Below are 19,644 nucleotides of genomic sequence, written 5' to 3' on the forward strand. Positions count from 1 at the left end.
GTCATGGAGCGGGCCATCCCACTCAGCGCCGCTCGCGCTCGTAGGCATCGATGCGGTCGATCTTGGGCTGTGAGCGCCCGCCCGGCTCGTACTCGCTGGAGAGAAAGGTCGTGGCGATCACCTTGGCCAACTCGACCCCGATCACCCGCGCCCCCATCGTCACGATCTGGGCGTCGTTGCTCTTGCGCGCACGCTCGGCCGAGTAGGTGTCATGGGCCTGGGCCGCGCGAATGCCCGCCACCTTGTTGGCCGAGATCGCCACGCCGATGCCGGTGCCACACATCAGCACGCCGCGATCGAAACGCCCCTCGGCGATTGCCTGGGCGATCTCGAAGGCGACATCCGGGTAGAGGATCGGCTTGCCGTCGTGGGTGCCGAAGTCCTCGACCTCGTGGCCGAGCCCACGCACGTGATCGATCATCGCCTGCTTCATCTCATAGGCGGCTTCGTCACAGCCCACCGCCACTCGCCACTGCTCTGCCATCGCTCACCTCCGGTTGCCGTCTTTGACGTCGGTTGTCTACGGCAACATCATAGACCGCACATGCTCATATGAACAAACAGTCTTCATATGATCGATTTGATTGGCCAAAAACGCCCCAAAAACCCCGCCTAGTCGAGCAAAATCAGTCCACTAGGCGTCTCGGGATTCTCCGAAGCGTCGCGCAAAGCCGTGCGGAGCCACCACCAAAGTCGCATATCCGCTGCCTTCATCGCCGCTATGATGAGGCTGAAACCGTGCGCAAAACCATATGCACAGTCAAAGAACAAAATATCACCCTTGATACCGCGGTCATGCCGGCCCGGCCAGCCGCAGCGTTATCCAGTCATCCAATTCGGGAGCGTCGGTCATGACACGCCTCTACAACGATCCAGTGAACTTCGTCGACGAAGCCACCGCGGGCTTCGTCGCCGCGCATGCGCAGCGGGTCTGTCAGGTACCCGGCGGGGTCATCCGCAGCACTCGCAGCGAGCCGGGCACCGTCGCCGTGGTCATTGGCGGCGGCTCCGGGCACTACCCGGCGTTCGCCGGCCTGGTGGGCCAGGGCTTGGCCCACGGTGCGGTGATGGGCAATCTGTTCGCCTCGCCCTCAGCGCAGCAGGTCTACAACGTGTGCAAGGCGGCCAACAACGGCGGCGGCGTGCTGCTGAGCTTCGGCAACTATGCCGGCGACGTGCTGCACTTCGGTCAGGCCCGCGAGCGGCTGATCCGTGAGGGCATCCCCTGCGAGATCGTCGCGGTGATCGACGACATCTCCAGTGCCAATCGCGAGGAGTTGCACAAACGCCGCGGCATCGCCGGCGACCTGACCGTATTCAAGGTGGCCGCTGCGGCGGCCGAGGCGGGCTACTCGCTGGAAGAGGTGGTGCGCATCTCGCGCAGCGCCAATCTGCGCACCCGCTCCATGGGCGTGGCGTTCGATGGCTGTACGCTGCCCGGCGCCGACGACGCGCTGTTCCACGTGCCTGCAGGCAAGATGGCGGTGGGCCTGGGCATCCACGGCGAACCGGGCATCAGCGAGCAGGACGTGCCCAGCGCGGACGCCCTGGCGGAGCTGCTGGTCTCGCACCTGCTCGAGGAGGTGCCCGACGGTGTCGAATCGGTGCGCGGCGCCCGTGCTGCGGTACTGCTCAACGGGCTCGGTTCGATCAAGTACGAAGAGCTGTTCGTGGTCTATCGCCGGGTCCACGCTCTGCTGGGGGAAGCCGGCATCGAGATCGTCGAGCCCGAGGTCGGCGAACTGGTCACCAGTCTCGACATGGCCGGCGCCTCGCTGACCCTGTTCTGGCTCGACGACGAGCTCGAACGGCTGTGGCGGGCGCCCGCCGATACTCCGGCCTATCGCAAGGGCAGCCTCAACCCGGCGCCGCCGATCGACACCGCGGCGCTCGACATCCCCGATGCCGATGAGATCCCCGCCGCCAGCCAGGCCTCACGGGATGCGGCGCGCTGCGTCGCACAGGCGCTGCGCGCCACCCGCGAAGTGATCGATGCCAACGTCGACAAGCTGGGCAAGCTGGACGCCATCGCCGGCGACGGCGACCACGGCATCGGCATGCAGCGCGGCGCGGTGGCCGCCGCCGAGGCGGCCGAACAGGCGCTGGCCCGCGGTGCCGGGGCCGGTACCCTGCTGCGGCTGGCCGCCGAGGCGTGGTCGGACCGCGCCGGCGGCACCTCCGGCGCGATCTGGGGCGTCATGCTCAACGCCCTGAGCCTGACCCTGGGCGACGACGCCGCGCCGCAGGCCGAGCACTACGCCCGCGGGGTGGCCAAGGCCAAGCAGGACGTGATGGAATTCGGCAAGGCCCAGCTCGGTGACAAGACGCTGGTCGATGCCCTGGTGCCGTTCAGCGACGCCTTGAACCAGCGCGTCGCCGCCGGTGACGACCTGGCCAGCGCCTGGGGTAGCGCAACCCAGGCCGCCCACACCGCCGCCGAGGAGACCCAGGCGTTGAAGCCCCGGCTCGGCCGCGCCCGGCCGCTGGCGGAGAAGAGTGTAGGTACGCCCGACCCAGGCGCCATTTCCCTGGCGATGATCCTCGATGCCGTACATCGGGTCATCGCCACCGCCGACTGAGAACGCCCCATGAGCGCACCTACGATCACCCTGGGCATCAGCTTCAAGATGTACTTCGGCTACGCCCAGACCCTCGCCTGGTGCCGACAGGTCGCGGCCTGCCTGCCACGCTACCCGGCCGTCGTCGACGGTCGGGTAGCGCTGTTCGTGCTGCCCAGCTTCCCGGCCATCGCCCCGGTGCTGGATATCTTCGCCGACACCCCGGTCAGCGTCGGCGGGCAAAACCTGTATCCAGCGCCAAACGGTGCTTATACTGGCGAAGTGAGCGGGGCCATGCTGGCCGAGATGGGCTGTCGCCATGTCGAGATCGGCCACGCCGAGCGCCAGCGCCTGTTCGGTGAGGATGCCGCGAGCATCGCTGCCAAGATGCAGGTGGCACTCGACCACGCGCTGACGCCGGTCTTGTGCATCGGTGAGGCCGAACGCGGCGCGCCGCAGGCCGCGGTCGAGGCGTGCCGTGCGCAGATCATGCAGGCGCTCGACCTGGCCACGCCGGAACAGCGCCAGCAGCCGCTGGTGATCGCCTATGAGCCACACTGGGCGATCGGTGCCGCCGAACCGGCGCCGCTTTCGCATATTGCAGCGGTGTGCCAGGGTCTGCGCGAGCAGCTCGCGACCCATCCGGCGGCCAGCGTGATCTATGGCGGCAGTGCCGGCCCGGACTTGCTGACGCGGCTCTCCGGGCGGGTCGATGGCCTCTTTCTGGGGCGCTTCGCCCACGACCCGGTCGCCTTCGAGGCCGTCGTCGGCGAAGCCTGCTCGCTGGTGGCGGCCCGCTGAATTCATCGCGCCACCATCCATTTACGATCTAGGGGATTCGATAGCCAATGCCATCTCGCCGTCAGCTAGCCAACGCCATCCGCGCGCTCTCCATGGACGCCGTGCAGCAGGCCAATTCCGGCCACCCCGGCATGCCGATGGGCATGGCCGACATCGCCGAAGTGCTGTGGAACGACCACCTGAAGCACAATCCCGCCAATCCCGACTGGGCCGACCGTGACCGCTTCATCCTCTCCAACGGCCACGGCTCCATGCTCCACTATTCTCTGCTTCACCTGACCGGCTACGACCTGCCGCTGGAAGAGCTCAAGAACTTCCGCCAGCTCGGCTCGAAGACGCCGGGCCACCCGGAGCACGGCCTCACCCCCGGCATCGAGACCACCACCGGGCCGCTGGGTCAGGGTCTGGCCAACGGTGTCGGCATGGCGATCGCCGAGCGCACCCTGGCAGCGCAGTTCAACCGCGACGGCCATGAGATCGTCAATCACCGGGTGTGGGTGTTCGCCGGCGACGGCTGTCTGATGGAGGGCATCAGCCACGAAGCGTGCTCGCTGGCCGGCACGCTGGGCCTGGGCAATCTCACCGTGTTCTATGACGACAACGGCATCTCCATCGATGGCGAAGTCAAAGGCTGGTTCACCGACGACACCGCCCAGCGCTTCGAGGCCTACGACTGGCACGTGGTGCGTGACGTCGACGGCCACGACGCCGAGCAGATCAACCGCGCCATCGAAGAGGCCAAGTCGGTCAGCGACAAGCCGACCCTGATCATCTGCAAGACCGTGATCGGCTTCGGCTCGCCCAACAAGGCGGGCAAGGAAGAGAGCCACGGCGCCGCGCTGGGCGAGGACGAAGTCGCACTGGCACGCAAGGAGCTGGGCTGGGAGTCGCCGGCGTTCGAGATCCCGGAAGAGTACTACCAGGCGTGGGATGCGCGTGAACGCGGCGCCAAGCTGGAGGCCGACTACGACGCCAAGCTGGCAGCCTACGAGCAGGCGCACCCGGCACTCGCCAAGGAGCTCAAGCGTCGCTACAGCGGTACGCTGCCCGAGGGCTTCGACGGCGATGCGCTGGTCAAGCGGGCCCAGGAGAAATCCGAGAAGCTCGCCTCGCGCAAGGCCTCGCTCGGCGTGCTCAACGAGCTCGGCCCGGACCTGCCGGAGCTGTTCGGCGGCAGTGCCGACCTCGCCCCGTCCAACCTGACGCTGTGGAAAGGCGCCAAGGCGATCAGCAAGGACGACTTCGACGGCGGCTACCTGCACTACGGCGTACGCGAGTTCGGCATGGGCGCGATCGCCAACGGCATCGCCACCCACGGCGGCTTCATCCCCTACGACGCCACCTTCCTGGTGTTCATGGAGTACATGCACAACGCCGTGCGCATGTCGGCGCTGTCGCACACGCGTGTCATCCATGTCTTCACCCACGACTCCATCGGGGTTGGCGAGGACGGCCCCACCCACCAGCCGATCGAGCAGTTGGCCGACCTGCGCAACCTGCCGGGCCTGGCCACCTGGCGCCCGTGCGACGCCACCGAGACGGCGGCGGCCTGGGTCGAGGGGCTCAAGCGCGAAAAAGGCCCCACCGCGCTGATCTTCTCGCGCCAGGACCTGCCGGCGCAGTCGCGTGACGACGCGCAGCTCAAGCAGATTCGCCGCGGCGGCTACGTGCTCAAGGAGGCCGAAGGCGGCCAGCCGGAGCTGATCCTGATCGCCACCGGCTCCGAAGTCGGCCTGGCGATGGACGCCGCTGCCGAACTCGAAGGCAAGGGCAAGCGCGTGCGCGTGGTGTCGATGCCCTGCACCACCGAGTTCGACGCCCAGGACGCCGCCTACCGTGAGTCGGTACTGCCGAGCGACGTGCGCAAGCGTCTGGCGATCGAGGCTGCCATCCCCTCCACCTGGTACAAGTACGTGGGCCTCGACGGCGACGTCATGGGCATGACCACCTACGGCGAATCCGGCAAGGGCGGGGATCTGTTCAAGCACTTCGGCTTCAGCGTCGATAACGTCGTCGCCCGCGCCGAGAAGCTGCTCGCCAACGCCTGAGCCCTCTGGCTCTCCCGTGCGGGGCGTCACCTCGCGCAAAGCGGGAAACGCCAGCGCAAACGCCCGGCCAAGGCCGGGCGTTTGCGTGTGTGGAAGGCCGAGATGAAAGCGGCATCAAGGCAGAGTTCGTCATTACCGGCAGGGATGATCAACCCTCATCGAAGGCCGCCACCACCTGCTGCGCCAGCACCTCGTCAACGTCGCCACCGTTGACGCGACGCACCAGCGCCACTTGATACTCGCCTAGCGGCGGCAGGTCGCGCTCGCCGATTCGCTGCAGCGGCGGGCGCACCAGACTGCGCGGAAACGGCAACACCGCCAGGTCCGCGACCGCGGCGGCCTGCTGTCCGGCGCATAGATCGCAGGAGTAGGCCACGCGATAGTCGATCCCGGCGCGGTCGAGCGCACTCAGCGCCATCGCCCGCCACGGGCAACCCTGCTGCGCCAGCGCCAGCGGCAACGGCGAGCGCTGCACGGCGAGCCCCCCTTCGCGCCCCGCCCATACCAACGCTTCGCGGTGAACGATCTCGCCCCGCGCCTCGGTGCCGGGATTGCCGGCCACGACCAGCACGATATCGAGGTCGCCCGCATCGAGGCGCCCCAGCAGCTCGACACTACGCGCAACCGACACCTCCACCTGCACGGCGGGGAACTCGCGCGCAAAGCGCGGCAGCACTCGGGAAAGGGTTCTTTCGAGCACATCATCGGTAACGCCGAGGCACACCCGCCCCTCGAGACCGGGCGACAGAAACTGGGTCACCGCCTCGGCGTTGAGCTTCAGCAGACGCCGCCCGTAGCCGAGCAGCAGCTCGCCCTCTGCGGTCAATCCGACATGCCGTGACTCGCGCACGAATAGCGTCTGCCCCAGCGTCTCCTCCAGACGTTTGATCTGCATGCTGAGGGCGGAAGGCGTGCGGAACAGCTGTCTGGCGGCGCGGGTGAAGCTTCCGCTCTCAGCGATGGTCACGAAGCTGCGTATCACTTCACTGTCGAGCAGGGGGAGCTTGTCCGGTAGCGCCGGAGCAGTGACCGCTTTCATCGCCGCGCACCTTTCAGAAAAAATGAAATCACAATGTAATTCTTTTCGATTTCCTGATCAAACCCTACCCGCCATACTGCGTTTCGAGGTCGCGACCCTCTCATCACATGCCGCCACCAACGGCGCCACAAGCCCGTCGGAAAGAGACCAAGACGAGCGCCCGCGGGTGCTCGCCGGGAGGAGTAGCGCGATGCAACCGCATGACTCGAGAAGTGCACGTCAGGCCATAGACGCCGCCAACCGTTTATCACCCCCTATCAAGCCGGTCCCCCCCAAGATCTATATGCCGGCGATGCCGCCGCTGGGGTGGATCCACGCCCTGGAGATGCAGTGGTGGCACTATCGCCGGCGCCGACTGTTCCAGCGCCACGTGCTGCCCATCGCGGCCTGCGACGATACCCTGCTGGCCGATCTCGGCTATCGTCGCGAGCAGATCTTGTGGGCCGCAGGGCTACCACTAAAGCGCGATGCGCTCAGCGAACTGGAACGTTTGCGCGCCGCCTCGCCAAGCAACGAATCCCAGCGCCGAGCCCAGCGCGCCAACGCTCGCGCTTGCTGCGCGGATTAGCGCTCGCCAACGACTGATCCTTAAGGCCCACCCCGCCCTGGGGTGGGCCTCTCCCGGCGGGCGGCCGCCATGCGACCGCCCGCTCGCCTTGCTTTCCCGCCTCGCTTTCGATCATTCTAAAACCGCTGCCGTCTCTGCCGATAAGCACATTGCCCTTAGCATCGGCACCGACACCTATACCAACAACAACACTCAACGTGGCAACCCTGGCCCCCTGCCAGATGCCACCCTAGCGAGAGCGATCGCATGACCTTTCACTATGGGCTCGATGACTTTCGTCACATCGTCACCGGCGCCGCGCTGATGGCCAGCGGAGGTGGCGGCAGTTACCACGACGCCATGCGGGTACTGGACCAACTCCAGGAAAGTGGCTGGTCCGGCAGTGTGGAGGTCAAGGACTACGACGGCGCCACCGAGGCCTGCGTGCTGGCCATGATGGGCTCACCCGACGCCGCCGAAGACCTCTCCCTCGCGGCGATCCAACGCTCGATGAACAACACCGTCGATGCCTTCCAGGCACTCTGCGGCACGCCACCGGTATGCGTGATTCCTGTCGAAATCGGGCCAATCAACTCGCTCGTGCCGCTGATCGCGGCCCTCGGCGACAACTCGGTCAAGTGGGTCATCAACGGCGATGGCAGCGGGCGGGCGGTGCCGGAACTGCCGCAAACGCTCTACAGCGGGGCAGCGAATCTCTCCGCCAGCCCTTGCATCCTGGCCGATAGTGCCGAGGATGCCGCGGCCACCCGCTCGGTGCGCCTGCAAGCCACCACGGCCGCCGATGTCGAGTCCCTGGCAGGCAGTGTCGTCGCCGCGTTCGGCAGCTACGCCGGCATCATGCTATGGCCTTCCACGGCGGCCAATGACTTCGCACTGGCTAATCACTATCTGCCCGGCACGCTCGAGCAGGTCAGACGGCTGGGTGACTATATGGATAGTGTCGACGGTCCGCGCACCACCGCCGAGGTCGCCGCCGAACTCGAGTCGCTCACCGGTCGAGACACCACGTGCGCCATCACCAACGGCTATATCACCGAGGTCACGCAGTCGACGAACGGCGCCTCTCTCGATGTCGGCATCATTCGCGTCGACGACACCCCCGATCCACGCAACAGCCGCCTCACGCACTATATCTACAACATGAATGAAAACCTGATCATGTACGCTGCCCAAGATGGCGCCCCCGTGATCATCGCCCCGGACTCCATCTGCTATTACTCGGAACACACCGGTCGCGGCTTTTCCAATGCCTTCGACGACCTGGCGCCTTACCATGATCGGCAAACCGGCAAGAGCACCGGCGTGCCGGTCAGCGTCATCGGTATCCGCGCCGCCAAGGCCTTCCGCGACGCCGCCGGCGTTCGCGACTCCTTCGCCGGTCTGCTGCGACGCATCGGTTACGCTGGCGGGTCAATCAACGGCCCAGAATGAGCGATCTTCCTGTGGACGAACAGGATCTCTACAAGAAACGCCTGCAATTGACGCTCGAGGCCAGCGGTCTCGACCTGTGGGAGAACAACCTCTCCACGGGAGAAGTCGTCTTCGGCCTGACCAAGATCTTCGCCGACCTCGGCTATGGCAAGGACGAGCAGGCCGGCGAGATCAGCGATATCTTCACACTCATGCATGCCGACGACGTGGCGATGGTCGAAAAGGCCATCGCCGATCACATCGAGGGGCGCACCGAGCGCTACTACAGCGAATTCCGTATCCGCGCCAAGTCCGGCCAGTGGGTGTGGTACGCCAATTACGGCAAGATCATCGACGATGCGGTCTTCGGTAGTCGCTTCATCGGGGTCAGCTTCAGTCTCGCCGACAAGAAGCGCCAGGAGGAGGAGCTGCTGGCGCTGAACACCCGCCTCTCAGAACAGAACGCCCAGCTCGAACGCCTCAACGCCGAGCTCCATACTCTGGCCACCCGCGACCCGCTGACCGGCATCTACAACCGCCGCCATCTACTGGAGGTCGGCGAGCGCGAATATCAGCGCTCGCGGCGCTTCGCGCATCCGCTGACGCTGCTGATCGTCGATATCGACTTCTTCAAGCGCATCAACGATACCTGGGGTCATGTCACCGGCGATCTGGTCATCCGCGCCGTCGCCGAGTGCTGCGTGAACGAGGCACGCGAAGCCATCGACACGGTGGGCCGGATCGGCGGTGAGGAGTTCGTCGTCTTACTGCCAGAGACCCCGCTAGCGGCGGGGCTGGCGTGCGCCGAGCGGCTACGTCAGTGCGTCGCCGAGATGCGCGTCACGACCCATGATGGCATTGACGAGGCAGCGGTCACCCTGAGTATCGGTGTCGCCGAGCTCACCGCCAACTGCCGCGACTTTCGCGACCTGGTGGCGCTCACCGATCACGCCCTGTACCGAGCCAAGCGCGGCGGACGCAACCGAATCCAAGGTCACGGCGTCTCATCCTCGGCGTCTTAGCGGGTCGCGACCTGGCGCCGGGTAGCGCGTAAGCGCGGGCGGCTGCGGTAAGGCTCAACCCTCGTCATCGACCCGTGTCGCCTCGTCCAGACGCAGGATGGTGTGGGCGTTGGTGACGCTGGTGGCCAGGGTGTCGATCACCCCGGTGCGCAGCGCGCCGAGGATACCGGCGGCCTTGGTGTTCTCGGCGGCGATGGCGATGACATCGGGAATCCGCGCCAGATCGGTGATGGTCAGGCCGATCACGCGGCCCTGCATCGGCGTCATCGACGGGCGTCCATAGATGTCGATGAAGTCGTAACCCATCATGTCGCCGACGGTACCCGAGAGGCGCGCCTCGGCGGTCTCCTGGGGCGAGAACCAGCCCATGCGCACCATGTTGCTGTTCTCGCTCAAGTCACCGATGCCGATCAGGGCGAAATCGGCACGTCGGGCGCGGTCGAGGGTCTGGCGGATGGTGGGGTTGTCGTACATGGCATCGCGCAGCTCGAGGTTCTGCACCAGCGCCGGGGCGTAGAGGGTTTCGCTGTCGCCGCCGAACTTCATCGCCAGGCGCCGGCAGATATGGTCCGGGTTCATGTACTCGCCGGCGCGCACCGAACCGCCGATGGCGCAGACGAAGGAGCAGTTGCGCTGGCCCTGCTCGAAGGCGTTGTCCGCCACCGCGCCGACGTTGCGCCCCATGCCCACGGCGACGATGGCACCTTCGCTCAAGCTGCGCGAGAGATGGTCGGCGACCAGGCTGGCGACATTGCCGCGCTGCACCTCGGGGTCGGCATGGTCGAGGGCGACCAGCGCGCGCTTGATGCCGAAGCGGCGGATCAGCGCCTGCTCGATCTCGGCGCTCACCGCCGGATGCTGGCGCACGCGCACGTCGACGATCCCCTCGCCCTGGGCGCGCTTGAGCAGGCGCCCGGCCTTGACCCGCGAGATGCCCAGGCGATTGGCAATCGCCTCCTGGGTCTCGCCCTCGATGTAATAGAGGGTAGCGATCTCGGTCATCAGCGCGATCTCGGCGGTGTCGTTGCGCTCGCTCATGCGGTCTCGGTCCGGGTGGCAGAAATAGGAAAAAGGGTCGGCTGGCCAGCGTCGCGTCGCGCACCGCCAAAGATCTAGCGCACGCGCGGTGGACGCCGCCACACGATACCACAGCAGCCCCCGGCGCCGGCCTTCCGTGCCCCGGGTGAAGGGCGTAGACTATGGGCGAATGTCGGCGGCTGTGTCTGCCGATATCGGTTCTCAGGGCGGGGTGGAAGTCCCCACCGGCGGTGATGGCGGCGCGCTGGCGCGCAGCCCAAGCCCGCGAGCGCCGAGCAGCGCCACACTGGCTGCCCGGGTCAGCAGATTCGGTGCGATTCCGAAGCCGACGGTCATAGTCCGGATGAAAGAGAACGGTGTCACTTGTCCATGTCGATTCGGTCCACCGACCGCCCCCGGCCAACCGGCCGAGTGCCGCGGTGCCTGCCGTCTTTCGCGTACGCCAAGCGCGCCGCAGCCCTGATTCTGGTTACCTCGACCATCACAGGAAACGACCATGAATCAGTCCACCTCCCCGCAGCTCTCCGCGCATACCCGCGCTCAGCGCATCGCCTTCATCCGTGCCGACTGGCATGGCGATATCGTCGGCAACTGCCATTCCGCCTTCGTCGAGCGCCTCAGTGAGCGCGGTTTCGACACCGCCCAGCTGGAGACCTTCAGCGTCCCCGGCGTGTTCGAGATTCCGCTGCAAGCCAAACTGCTGGCCAAGAGCGGCCGCTACGCGGCGATCGTCGCCTCGGGTTTCGTAGTCGACGGCGGCATCTATCGCCACGACTTCGTCTCCACCGCGGTCATCGACGCCCTGATGGCGCTGCAGATGGAACAGGAAGTTCCGGTGATCTCCGCGGTGCTGACCCCGCACCACTTCCATGAGCACGAAGCGCATACCAGCTTCTTCCGCGAGCACTTCCTGACCAAGGGCGCAGAGGCCGCCGAGGCGTGCCTGGCAACGCTTGAAAACCTCCATCAGGTGCGCAAGCTCTGCGTCGACTGAGCCCCGGCCGGCGACACGCGCCAGTGTCCCAGGCTCCGGCGCTTTGCCCCCCGGGCAAGCCACAAAAAAGCCCACGCCATCGGCGTGGGCTTTGTCGTTCGTGGGCTTTATCGTTCATGACTTTGTCGTCGTACGGCGGGGTAGTCGACCCGCTCACTCGACCAGACTGTTCGCCCCGCCGCGCCGGTTGCGCACGCGCAGATAGATCGCAAAGGCCACCGAGACCGCGATCAGCACCCACAGGAAAGCGGCGATCGGGCTCTTGGTGAAGAAGATCGTCAAGTTGCCGTAGGACTCGATGCTCTTGACGAAGTAGACCTCCGCCGACTTGCCGAGGATGAAGCCGATGATCAACGGTACCACCTCCAGCCCGATCTTCTGCGCCACGTAGCCGAACACGCCGAAGATCAGCAGCGTCCAGACATCGAACATGATGCCGTAGTTGATGGCATAGGCACCGACCACGCACATCATCACGATCAGCGGGTAGAGGATGTACTTGGGCACCTCGATCACCTTGGCGATATGGCGGATGGCGAAGTACATGATGCCGAACATCAGCACATTGGCCGCCACCAGGGCGATGATCATCAGATACCAGGTGTCCATGTTGTTGCCGATGAACAGCGGGCCGACCTGAATGCCCTGCAGGGTGAAGGCACCGATCAGGATCGCGGTGGTCGAGTCACCCGGAATCCCCAGCGACAAAAGCGGCACCAGGGCACCACCGGTGAGCGCATTGTTGGACGACTCCGAAGCGACGATGCCCTGGGGCGCGCCCTTGCCCATCTGTGACGAATCGCGGGAGAAGTTCTTCTCCTGGCTGTAGGCGAGCACCGAGGCGGCGCTGCCGCCGACCCCGGGGAGCATGCCGACGAAGGTGCCGATCCCGGAAGAGCGGATCAGATTGACCAGTTGCCCCTTGAAGATCGAGAACGAGAAACGCGCGCCGCCCTTGAGCTTGATCCGGCCCTGGCCGGGGGCGTCGGCGAAGCCGTTCTCGGCGTCGAGCAGGATGGTGCTCAGCCCGAAGATACCGATCAGCACCGGCAGCAGCGAGAAGCCGTCGATCAGGTAGTACTGCATGAAGTCGAACATCAGCCGCGGCTCGCCGTTGCCCCCCTCGGTGATCGAATAGGTACCGATCAGGCTCAGCCAGACACCGAGCACCCCGCTGAAGATACCCATCAGCATGTTCGAGCAGAGCGAGGCGATCACCGTCAGCGCCAGCAGGATGATCAGGAATTTCTCCACGTAGGAGAACTTGATCGCGAAATCCGCCAGCACCGGAGCGAAGAAGAACAGCACCGCGGCGCTGAACAGCCCGCCGAAGATCGATGCCACGATACCGGTCTTGAGCGCCCGCTCGCCCTCGCCGCGCTGGGCCATGGGGTAGCCGTCGAAGGTGGTGGTGATCGACGACGGCGTACCGGGAATATTGAGCAGTACCGCGGGCACCATGCCCCCCGAGATACCGCCGACATAGAGCCCGAGCAGCAGCGCGATGCCGTTGACCAGGCCGAAGGCGTAGGTCAGCGGTAGACATACCGCCACCGCCATGGTCGCGGTCATGCCGGGAATGGCGCCGAAGATGATGCCGATCAGCGTGCCAGCCGCGATCAGCGTGAAGAACATCGGTGTGAGGTGGGACAGAATGTCCATGGGTCGGATCTCCGGGTCAGGGCAGCGTGATACGGAACAGCTGCGCCAGCACGTACCAGGCGATGGCCGGGGCGATCAGCGCATTGAGCGTGATGATCAGCAGGATCCGGCGGGAGAGGCGCTCGGCGTAGAGCAGCGAGAGCGAGAACACAAACAGCACCGACATGATCAGAAAGCTGTAGCCGGTGTTGGGGAAGACGTCGCTCAGTACCCCCATGAGATAGAAGTAGAGCGTCACCAGCACCAGGGTGCCGAAGAAGCGCTTGCGGTCGAAGTTGCCCTCGCGCCCGCCTACCACGCGTCCGGCGTGCCGCAGCGCAGGCACGATGCGGCGATAGCGGGTCACCAGGATCATCACCAGCAGGATGCCCAGCAGCGTGGTCACGATACGCGGGAAGAAGAGATGGGATTGGCTGAAGTCGATGGTGACATCGAACAGCGATAGCCAGTGGCTGTCCATGGGAAGTGGCTCCTGGGCCGGGTTATGCGCCGGCGACATCCAGCGTGAGATCGACGTGAGATCGATAAGGGATCGAAGGCGCCGGCCGAGCCCGGCCGGCGCCGCAGAGCGAGCCTAACCCTTCAGGTCATCGATAATGGTCCGATACTCCTCGCTCTTCTTCTCGAGGTAAGTCGCCGCCTGCGCGGATGGCTTGAAGTCGGGAATGAAGAACGAACGCTTCTGCTGCTTCTGGATCTCGCCCTGGTCATAGATGTCGGCCAGCGCAGTATCGATGCACTTGACCGCGGCCGGGTCCATGTCCTTGTTGTAGAGGAAGAAGAACTCCTTATCGAAGGTGAAGTCCTGGCCGTCGCCCATCGGCACCTTGACGTTGGGCGTCACGTACTGGAGTAGCTGCTCGCGGGAGGTATCGCCCATGCCTGCGGCTTCGGTCTGGGCGATGGTGTCGTGGCGGGCAGTGATCCAGACGAAGCGCATCGCCTTCTGATCGTCCGCCGGCAGCTGAGTGTACTGCTCGTTGGCCTGCACCGATCCGTTGATCACGTCGGCGGCACCGTCGAACAGCAGCTGGTTCTTGTCCGCCTGGGAGCCGGTATTGACCGCGACGATGTTGCCTTCCTTGCCCGGATACTTCAGGCGCACCGCATTCTTGAGCGCCGAGAAGCCGATTTCGGAGACGCCGCCGGGCTGGATCGCCACCCGGATCTGCTTGCCGTTACCGGCCGCGGCCATGATGTCGTCGAGGGTCTGGTAGGGCGAATCCTTGGGCACCAGGTAGGCGTTGCCCGGGTTGATGGCGATGGTCGGCCCGATGATGTACTTGTCGAAGATGTCGCGGTAGCCGTTGACCCCGTAGAGATTCCCCAGATAGGCGCCATCGTGGAAGATCATGATGGTATTGCCGTGGCGGCTGCGTTCGAGCGCCTGAAAGGCCGGCATCACGCCGACGGCATCGACCTTGGCGTTGATGTCGAGCTTCTTGGCCAACTGGTCGACCACGATGCTCGAGTTCTGATAGGTATCACCCCCGGTCGAGGTCGAGCCGATCACCACACGCAGATTGCCCGGTAGCGGGCAGTCGTCGGCGGCTTGGGCCGAGGTCGTCAGGCCGATGGCGGCGCTGGCCAGCAGCGCCAGGCAGGCTTTGCTCCAGATCGGTGTCATGCTGCGTCTCCCCTTTCCCCGGCCGGCTCTCGCGGCGAAGCACCAGGCTGGGCGTCTCGCCAGCGGCGGGATATGAAAATGATAGCGTTATCATTCAACGCGACAGCCAAGGTAAAAGAGAGCGCCTTTGTCATACAATTCAACTTAGGTCGGCAGACCAAAGTCGATGAAAAGCCCCGAAAGACGGCGTTCAGAATGCAAAAAGCCCGGCCTGACGGGCCGGGCTAGTGCTTCTGACAGCGGCGTGAAGGCGCCCTGTCGGATCAGGCGATGCTGACATCCTTGGACAAATAGACGTCCTGGATGGCGTTGAGCAGCTCGATGCCCTCCTTGAGCGGCTTCTGGAACGCCTTGCGCCCGGAGATCAGGCCCATGCCGCCGGCACGCTTGTTGATGACCGCGGTGCGCACCGCTTCGCCCAGGTCGGACTGGCCCTTGGAGCCGCCGCCGGAGTTGATCAACCCGGCACGCCCCATGAAGGCGTTGGCGACCTGGAAGCGTGCCAGGTCGATCGGGTGATCGCTGGTCAGCTCGCTGTAGACTTTCTCATGGGTATGCCCGAAGCCGATCGCCTTGTAGCCGCCGTTGTTCTCGGGCAGCTTCTGCTTGACGATGTCGGCCTTGATGGTCGCCGCCAGGTGCACCGCCTGGCTGGTGAGGTCGGAAGCGACGTGGTAGTCGACCCCATCCTTCTTGAACGCCGGGTTGCGTAGGTAGGACCACAGCACGGTGACCATGCCCAGCTCGTGGGCGCGCTCGAACGCTTCGCTGATCTCCTGGATCTGGCGGCGGCAGTCCGGCGAGCCGAAGTAGACGGTCGCGCCGACCGCGATGCAGCCCATGTCATGAGCCTGCTCGACCTGGGCGAACAGGGTCTGGTCGTACATCGCCGGCAGGGTCAGGCTCTCGTTGTGGTTGAGCTTGAGCATCAGCGGGATCTTGTGCGCGTAGCGCCGCGCCACCGAGGAGAGCACGCCCAGGGTCGAACAGGCGCAGTTGCAGCCGCCCTGCAGCGCCAGCTCGAGGATGTTCTTGGGATCGAAGTAGGCCGGGTTGGGCGCGAAGGAGGCGCCGGCGGAGTGCTCGATACCCTGATCGACCGGGAGGATGCTGACGTAGCCGGTGCCGCCGAGACGGCCATGGTTGAACAGCGTCTGCAGGTTGCGCATCACGTGCGGGCTGCGGTCGCTGTCGGAGAAGACACGGTCGACGAAGTCCGGGCCGGGCAGGTACAGGTCCTCTTTCTTGAACCCGCTACAGGTGTAGCTCAGCAGGCTTTCGGCCTCGTCGCCCAGCAGCTTGGCAATATCGGTCATGATGCGTTTCCTCTGTCCTCAGATGGTACGTCGGGGAGTCTCGACGGGTACGGCTTCCCTGCCGCTGCCCCGGGGCAACGGCTCGCAAGACGATGCTGGCGACGCCGGGCTGCCGGGCCCCTCGCCCCGCCGGGTGCGTCCACCGCGCGGTCGAACGGGCCCCAGAATAAGCGACAACGCCGCTCAGTTCACGCCTTGCGCGCGAGTCTGTCGTGCCTTACTCACGAGTTGTCCCGGCTGTCGCCATTCGCTGACGCCCAGAAGGGGCTCGGCGGCCACGGCCACACAGCGTGTCACGAGTCGCACAGCGGCGCGGGCTGAAAATCGTCATGGGAAAGTGGGATCGCGACGCGATCTGCTACGCTAGCGGCTTTTCCGCCTTCTCGGAGACCTGCCATGTCCGTGCTGCGGGGCTTTCTATGGCTGCTCGCCTTCCTGCTGCTGGGCCAGGCCATCGTGCTGTGGCTACCCATCGCCCTGCCCGCGGGGGTGATCGGCATGCTGCTGCTGACGCTGTGGTTCTGCCAGCGCGGCGGCATGAACGCCGATGTGGTCGCCGTCAGCCAGCCGCTGATCGCCATGCTCGCGCTGCTGATCATGCCCGGGGTGGTCGAGATCTTCTTCGTCGCCGGGCGCTTCGCCGATCAGGCCGGGGCCATTCTCACCGCGCTGCTGCTGGGCACCCTGGCCAGCGTCGCCTCCAGCCTGTGGCTGATGCGCCGCTGCCTGCCGCCGGAGACCCCGCATGAGTGAGCTGGGCGCGACCCTGGCGGCCGTGCCGCAGACGTGGTTCGCCACCCCGATCGGCGCCATCGGGCTGACCCTGGCCGCCTACTTCCTCGGCGTGCGTCTGTTCAAGCTGATGCGCCACCCCAGCTGGTGCCCGCCGGTGATCATCGCCGCACTGCTGATCGCCGCGGTGATCGCGCTGCTGCCGATCGGCATCGATGATTACAACCGCGGCGCCGCCTGGCTGATGCTGCTGCTCGGGCCGGCCACGGTAGCGCTGGCGGTACCGCTCTACCAGCAACTGGGGCAGATCCGCGCGCTGTGGAAGCCGATCGTGCTGACGCTGCCGCTCTCGGCCACCCTGGCCGCCTGTTACGCGGTGCTGATCGCCTGGCTGCTCGGCGCCCCGCCCGAGGTGCTCGCCTCGCTGGCGCCGAAGTCGGTGACCTCACCGATCGCGCTGAGCCTGACTCAGGAACTGGGCGGCTCCACGGCGCTGCTGATGGGTGCGCTGATGACCACCGGGATCACCGCGATCTTCGGCGTCGAGTGGCTGAGCCGCTGGATGCGCATCCGCGACCCGCGCCTGATCGGCCTCGCCCTGGGCATCAACGGCCACGCCCTGGGCACCGTGCGCGCGTTCGAGATCAGCCACCAGGCCGGCGCCTTCGCCTCGCTGGGCATGAGCCTGACCGGCGCCTTTACCGCCATCGTGCTGCCGTTGGTATGGCATCTGTGGGCGTGAACCGACGCCGGCGCTGATACAGCGGCTAGTTGGAGATGACAGACGCCGTCGAGATGACGGGCGGTACTGGGGTGAGAGACTACGCCGAGGTGAGAGACTACGCCGAGGTGAGAGACTACGCTGGGGTGACACTCATGGCATGGAGGCCAGACGATGACACTCTCGAGCGATAGCGGGCAGGGGCGCCCGACCCTCGTGCTGATGCACTTCTTCGGCAGTTCCCACCGCGAGTGGCGCGAGGTGATCGGCCACCTCGACCCGTCGGCGCGCGTCGCCACCCTGGACATGCCGGGCTTCGGCGACGCCCGCGACCGCCCCGGCTATGACGTCGCCGCCATGACCCGCCACGTGATCACCGAGGTGGAGGCCGCAGGGCTCGACGAGGTGGTGCTGGTCGGCCACTCCTTCTCCGGGCGTATCGCGATGACCGTCGCCGCCGAGCGCCCGGCCTGGCTGCGCGCACTGGTGCTGATCGCGCCGTCGCCGCCTGGCACCCAGACGATCAGTGCCGAGGAGCACCGCTTCCAGCTCGATTTCGACTTCAGCGAGGCCCAGGCGCGGGCGTTCATCGACGGCGCCCGCGCGGTGGCGCTAGACCCGGCGACCTACCAGCGCGCGGTGGAGGATGCGATCAACGCCACCCCGGCGGCGTGGCGCGCCTGGCCCGAACACACCTACGCCGAGGACTGGCGCGAGCGCGTCGGGGTGCTCGACCTGCCCGCCTGGGTGTTGGTGGGTGATCGCGACCCCTCGCTGCCGCCGGCGGTGCAGCGCGAGTCGGTGATGCCGCACCTGAGCGCCGGCGAACTCGAAATTTTCCCCGGCTATGGCCACCTGCTGCCGATGGAGATGCCCGCCGCCCTGGCCGCGCGTCTCGATGCCATCGCTGCCGGTTGTCGCTGAGGCCGGGAGCAGGGCTCGGCCCCTGCGGCGGCGCAGTGGATGCGCTAACATGCCTGCCTTCGTGAATCTCTCGAACGGGCCCCGGCATGACGTATCGCATCGCCATCAACGGCTACGGGCGGATCGGCCAGAGCGTGCTGCGCGCCCTGGTGGAACGCCCCGAGCTGCCGTTCCAGGTGGTCGCCATCAACGAGCTTTCCGAGCTGGAAACGCTCGCCTATCTGACCCGCTACGACACCACCCACGGCCGCTTCCCCGGGCGCGTTGAGACGCGTGACGACGCGCTGGTGGTCAACGGCCAGGCGATCGCCATCCGCCGCGCCGCCGACCCCGAAGCGCTGGATTGGGGCGCCCTGGGGGTGGATCTGGTGCTCGAGTGCTCCGGCAGCTTCAAGGATCGCGCCACCGCCGAACGCCACCTTCAGGCCGGCGCCGCGCGGCTACTGTTCTCGCAGCCCGCCGAGGCGGACGTCGACGCCACCGTGGTCTACGGCGTCAACCAGTCGACGCTGACGGCGGATATGCGCGTGGTCTCCGCCGCCTCCTGTACCACCAACTGCCTGGTGCCGATCCTGCACGTGCTCGACCGCCACTTCGGGGTCGAGCACGGCGTCACCACCACCATCCACTCGGCGATGAACGACCAGCCGGTGATCGACGCCTACCACAACAGCGACCTGCGCCTGACGCGCTCGGCAATGCAGTCGATCGTGCCGGTGGACTCCGGCCTCGCCCGCGGCATCGGGCGTCTGATGCCGCACCTGGCGGAGCGCTTCGAGTGCCTGCACGTGCGCGTGCCGACGATCAACGTCTCGGCCATGGACATGGCGATCTCGCTCGCCCGCGAGACCGACGCCGCGGCGGTCAACGCCTGCCTGCGCGACGCCAGCCTCGGCTGCTATCAGGGCCTGCTCGGCTACACTGACGAGCCCATGGCCTCGGTCGACTTCAACCACGACCCGCGCTCGGGTATCGTGGACGCCACCCAGACCCGCGTCGCCGGGGGCCGCCTGCTCAAGGCGCTGTGCTGGTTTGACAACGAGTGGGGTTTCGCCAATCGCATGCTCGACGTTGCCCACCACTGGCTCGAGTGCCCATCCGCCGCTACCGCCTCTCCCCGCTAGGTTCTGTACGAAAAGTCGACGAGCGAAGGCAAGACAAGGCAAAAAGTGGCGAAAGAGCGG

18 protein-coding genes and 1 riboswitch are annotated in these 19,644 nt (G+C 66.1%); of the genes, 11 read left to right on the forward strand and 7 right to left on the reverse strand.

The features are described from left to right. Positions 1-22: 22 nt before the first annotated feature. Positions 23-484 carry a ribose 5-phosphate isomerase B gene (gene rpiB, locus J0A90_RS15575; RefSeq protein ID WP_207034117.1) on the reverse strand — a complete coding sequence of 154 codons (462 nt, stop codon included), beginning with the start codon at positions 482-484 and terminating at the stop codon, positions 23-25. Between the two features lie 367 nt (positions 485-851). Here rpiB and J0A90_RS15580 point away from each other — a divergent pair, with 367 nt between their 5' ends. The 3 genes from J0A90_RS15580 to tkt are packed head-to-tail and all read left to right on the forward strand — an operon-like array spanning position 852 to position 5,407. Then, positions 852-2,579 carry a dihydroxyacetone kinase family protein gene (locus J0A90_RS15580; protein WP_233076847.1) on the forward strand — a complete coding sequence of 576 codons (1,728 nt, stop codon included), beginning with the start codon at positions 852-854 and terminating at the stop codon, positions 2,577-2,579. A 9-nt stretch (positions 2,580-2,588) separates the two neighbouring features. Beyond that, positions 2,589-3,359 (forward strand): triose-phosphate isomerase family protein, encoded by a 771-nt coding sequence (locus J0A90_RS15585; RefSeq protein ID WP_207034123.1) that lies wholly within the window; start codon positions 2,589-2,591, stop codon positions 3,357-3,359. A gap of 47 nt (positions 3,360-3,406) precedes the next feature. Beyond that, complete coding sequence (gene tkt / locus J0A90_RS15590; RefSeq protein ID WP_207034126.1) at positions 3,407-5,407, forward strand: transketolase; 2,001 nt, start codon at positions 3,407-3,409, stop codon at positions 5,405-5,407. A 148-nt stretch (positions 5,408-5,555) separates the two neighbouring features. On the opposite strand, the gene J0A90_RS15595 is transcribed toward tkt, so the two are convergent. Next, complete coding sequence (locus tag J0A90_RS15595) at positions 5,556-6,446, reverse strand: LysR family transcriptional regulator (RefSeq protein WP_207034129.1); 891 nt, start codon at positions 6,444-6,446, stop codon at positions 5,556-5,558. Between the two features lie 190 nt (positions 6,447-6,636). On the opposite strand from J0A90_RS15595, the gene J0A90_RS15600 reads away from it, so the two are divergent. The 3 genes from J0A90_RS15600 to J0A90_RS15610 all read left to right on the forward strand — a co-directional run bounded on the left by J0A90_RS15600 (position 6,637) and on the right by J0A90_RS15610 (position 9,446). After that, on the forward strand, positions 6,637-7,014 hold the full coding sequence (locus J0A90_RS15600) for a DUF1127 domain-containing protein (RefSeq protein ID WP_233076848.1): 378 nt from the start codon (positions 6,637-6,639) through the stop codon (positions 7,012-7,014). Positions 7,015-7,260: 246 nt separating this feature from the next. Continuing rightward, positions 7,261-8,445 (forward strand): DUF917 family protein, encoded by a 1,185-nt coding sequence (locus J0A90_RS15605; protein WP_207034134.1) that lies wholly within the window; start codon positions 7,261-7,263, stop codon positions 8,443-8,445. Next, positions 8,442-9,446 (forward strand): sensor domain-containing diguanylate cyclase, encoded by a 1,005-nt coding sequence (locus J0A90_RS15610; RefSeq protein WP_207034137.1) that lies wholly within the window; start codon positions 8,442-8,444, stop codon positions 9,444-9,446. The genes J0A90_RS15605 and J0A90_RS15610 overlap by 4 nt, the downstream gene beginning before the upstream one ends. Positions 9,447-9,500: 54 nt before the next feature. On the opposite strand, the gene J0A90_RS15615 is transcribed toward J0A90_RS15610, so the two are convergent. Next, positions 9,501-10,484, reverse strand: a complete 984-nt coding sequence (locus J0A90_RS15615; protein WP_207034139.1) for a sugar-binding transcriptional regulator — start codon at positions 10,482-10,484, stop codon at positions 9,501-9,503. A 193-nt stretch (positions 10,485-10,677) separates the two neighbouring features. Beyond that, positions 10,678-10,843, forward strand: a riboswitch (FMN riboswitch). A 137-nt stretch (positions 10,844-10,980) separates the two neighbouring features. Between J0A90_RS15615 and J0A90_RS15620 the strand changes: the two genes are divergently transcribed. Then, positions 10,981-11,478, forward strand: a complete 498-nt coding sequence (locus J0A90_RS15620; protein WP_207034142.1) for a 6,7-dimethyl-8-ribityllumazine synthase — start codon at positions 10,981-10,983, stop codon at positions 11,476-11,478. A gap of 153 nt (positions 11,479-11,631) precedes the next feature. Here the strand turns inward: J0A90_RS15620 and J0A90_RS15625 are convergent, their stop codons facing one another. The 4 genes from J0A90_RS15625 to J0A90_RS15640 form a co-directional block, all read right to left on the reverse strand. Then, positions 11,632-13,140 (reverse strand): tripartite tricarboxylate transporter permease, encoded by a 1,509-nt coding sequence (locus J0A90_RS15625; protein WP_207034146.1) that lies wholly within the window; start codon positions 13,138-13,140, stop codon positions 11,632-11,634. Positions 13,141-13,156: 16 nt separating this feature from the next. Beyond that, positions 13,157-13,600: a tripartite tricarboxylate transporter TctB family protein gene (locus J0A90_RS15630; RefSeq protein WP_035472198.1), complete on the reverse strand. Its 444-nt coding sequence runs from the start codon at positions 13,598-13,600 to the stop codon at positions 13,157-13,159. Between the two features lie 114 nt (positions 13,601-13,714). After that, positions 13,715-14,767 carry an ABC transporter substrate-binding protein gene (locus tag J0A90_RS15635; protein WP_207034148.1) on the reverse strand — a complete coding sequence of 351 codons (1,053 nt, stop codon included), beginning with the start codon at positions 14,765-14,767 and terminating at the stop codon, positions 13,715-13,717. A gap of 263 nt (positions 14,768-15,030) precedes the next feature. Continuing rightward, positions 15,031-16,083: a class I fructose-bisphosphate aldolase gene (locus tag J0A90_RS15640; protein ID WP_207034151.1), complete on the reverse strand. Its 1,053-nt coding sequence runs from the start codon at positions 16,081-16,083 to the stop codon at positions 15,031-15,033. Between the two features lie 396 nt (positions 16,084-16,479). On the opposite strand from J0A90_RS15640, the gene J0A90_RS15645 reads away from it, so the two are divergent. From J0A90_RS15645 to J0A90_RS15660, 4 genes are all read left to right on the forward strand, one after another. Beyond that, complete coding sequence (locus J0A90_RS15645; protein WP_207034153.1) at positions 16,480-16,836, forward strand: CidA/LrgA family protein; 357 nt, start codon at positions 16,480-16,482, stop codon at positions 16,834-16,836. Further along, complete coding sequence (locus tag J0A90_RS15650; protein ID WP_035472187.1) at positions 16,829-17,557, forward strand: LrgB family protein; 729 nt, start codon at positions 16,829-16,831, stop codon at positions 17,555-17,557. The genes J0A90_RS15645 and J0A90_RS15650 overlap by 8 nt, the downstream gene beginning before the upstream one ends. A gap of 153 nt (positions 17,558-17,710) precedes the next feature. Beyond that, positions 17,711-18,460: an alpha/beta fold hydrolase gene (locus J0A90_RS15655; RefSeq protein WP_207034156.1), complete on the forward strand. Its 750-nt coding sequence runs from the start codon at positions 17,711-17,713 to the stop codon at positions 18,458-18,460. 86 nt (positions 18,461-18,546) lie between these two features. Then, positions 18,547-19,584 (forward strand): type I glyceraldehyde-3-phosphate dehydrogenase, encoded by a 1,038-nt coding sequence (locus tag J0A90_RS15660; RefSeq protein WP_207034159.1) that lies wholly within the window; start codon positions 18,547-18,549, stop codon positions 19,582-19,584. Positions 19,585-19,644 lie beyond the last annotated feature (60 nt).

It is taken from the genome of Salinicola sp. DM10 (assembly GCF_017306975.2).
In the GTDB taxonomy this organism is placed as follows: domain Bacteria; phylum Pseudomonadota; class Gammaproteobacteria; order Pseudomonadales; family Halomonadaceae; genus Salinicola.

Coding starts and splice junctions, on each gene's coding strand:
- J0A90_RS15585 (WP_207034123.1), top strand. CDS start 2,589: ATGAGCGCACCTACGATCACCCTGGGCATCAGCTTCAAGATGTACTTC.
- J0A90_RS15625 (WP_207034146.1), bottom strand. CDS start 13,140: ATGGACATTCTGTCCCACCTCACACCGATGTTCTTCACGCTGATCGCG.
- J0A90_RS15630 (WP_035472198.1), bottom strand. CDS start 13,600: ATGGACAGCCACTGGCTATCGCTGTTCGATGTCACCATCGACTTCAGC.
- J0A90_RS15645 (WP_207034153.1), top strand. CDS start 16,480: ATGTCCGTGCTGCGGGGCTTTCTATGGCTGCTCGCCTTCCTGCTGCTG.
- J0A90_RS15620 (WP_207034142.1), top strand. CDS start 10,981: ATGAATCAGTCCACCTCCCCGCAGCTCTCCGCGCATACCCGCGCTCAG.
- J0A90_RS15595 (WP_207034129.1), bottom strand. CDS start 6,446: ATGAAAGCGGTCACTGCTCCGGCGCTACCGGACAAGCTCCCCCTGCTC.
- J0A90_RS15650 (WP_035472187.1), top strand. CDS start 16,829: ATGAGTGAGCTGGGCGCGACCCTGGCGGCCGTGCCGCAGACGTGGTTC.
- J0A90_RS15605 (WP_207034134.1), top strand. CDS start 7,261: ATGACCTTTCACTATGGGCTCGATGACTTTCGTCACATCGTCACCGGC.
- J0A90_RS15635 (WP_207034148.1), bottom strand. CDS start 14,767: ATGACACCGATCTGGAGCAAAGCCTGCCTGGCGCTGCTGGCCAGCGCC.
- J0A90_RS15655 (WP_207034156.1), top strand. CDS start 17,711: ATGACACTCTCGAGCGATAGCGGGCAGGGGCGCCCGACCCTCGTGCTG.
- J0A90_RS15660 (WP_207034159.1), top strand. CDS start 18,547: ATGACGTATCGCATCGCCATCAACGGCTACGGGCGGATCGGCCAGAGC.
- J0A90_RS15615 (WP_207034139.1), bottom strand. CDS start 10,484: ATGAGCGAGCGCAACGACACCGCCGAGATCGCGCTGATGACCGAGATC.
- tkt (WP_207034126.1), top strand. CDS start 3,407: ATGCCATCTCGCCGTCAGCTAGCCAACGCCATCCGCGCGCTCTCCATG.
- J0A90_RS15580 (WP_233076847.1), top strand. CDS start 852: ATGACACGCCTCTACAACGATCCAGTGAACTTCGTCGACGAAGCCACC.
- J0A90_RS15640 (WP_207034151.1), bottom strand. CDS start 16,083: ATGACCGATATTGCCAAGCTGCTGGGCGACGAGGCCGAAAGCCTGCTG.
- J0A90_RS15610 (WP_207034137.1), top strand. CDS start 8,442: ATGAGCGATCTTCCTGTGGACGAACAGGATCTCTACAAGAAACGCCTG.
- rpiB (WP_207034117.1), bottom strand. CDS start 484: ATGGCAGAGCAGTGGCGAGTGGCGGTGGGCTGTGACGAAGCCGCCTAT.
- J0A90_RS15600 (WP_233076848.1), top strand. CDS start 6,637: ATGCAACCGCATGACTCGAGAAGTGCACGTCAGGCCATAGACGCCGCC.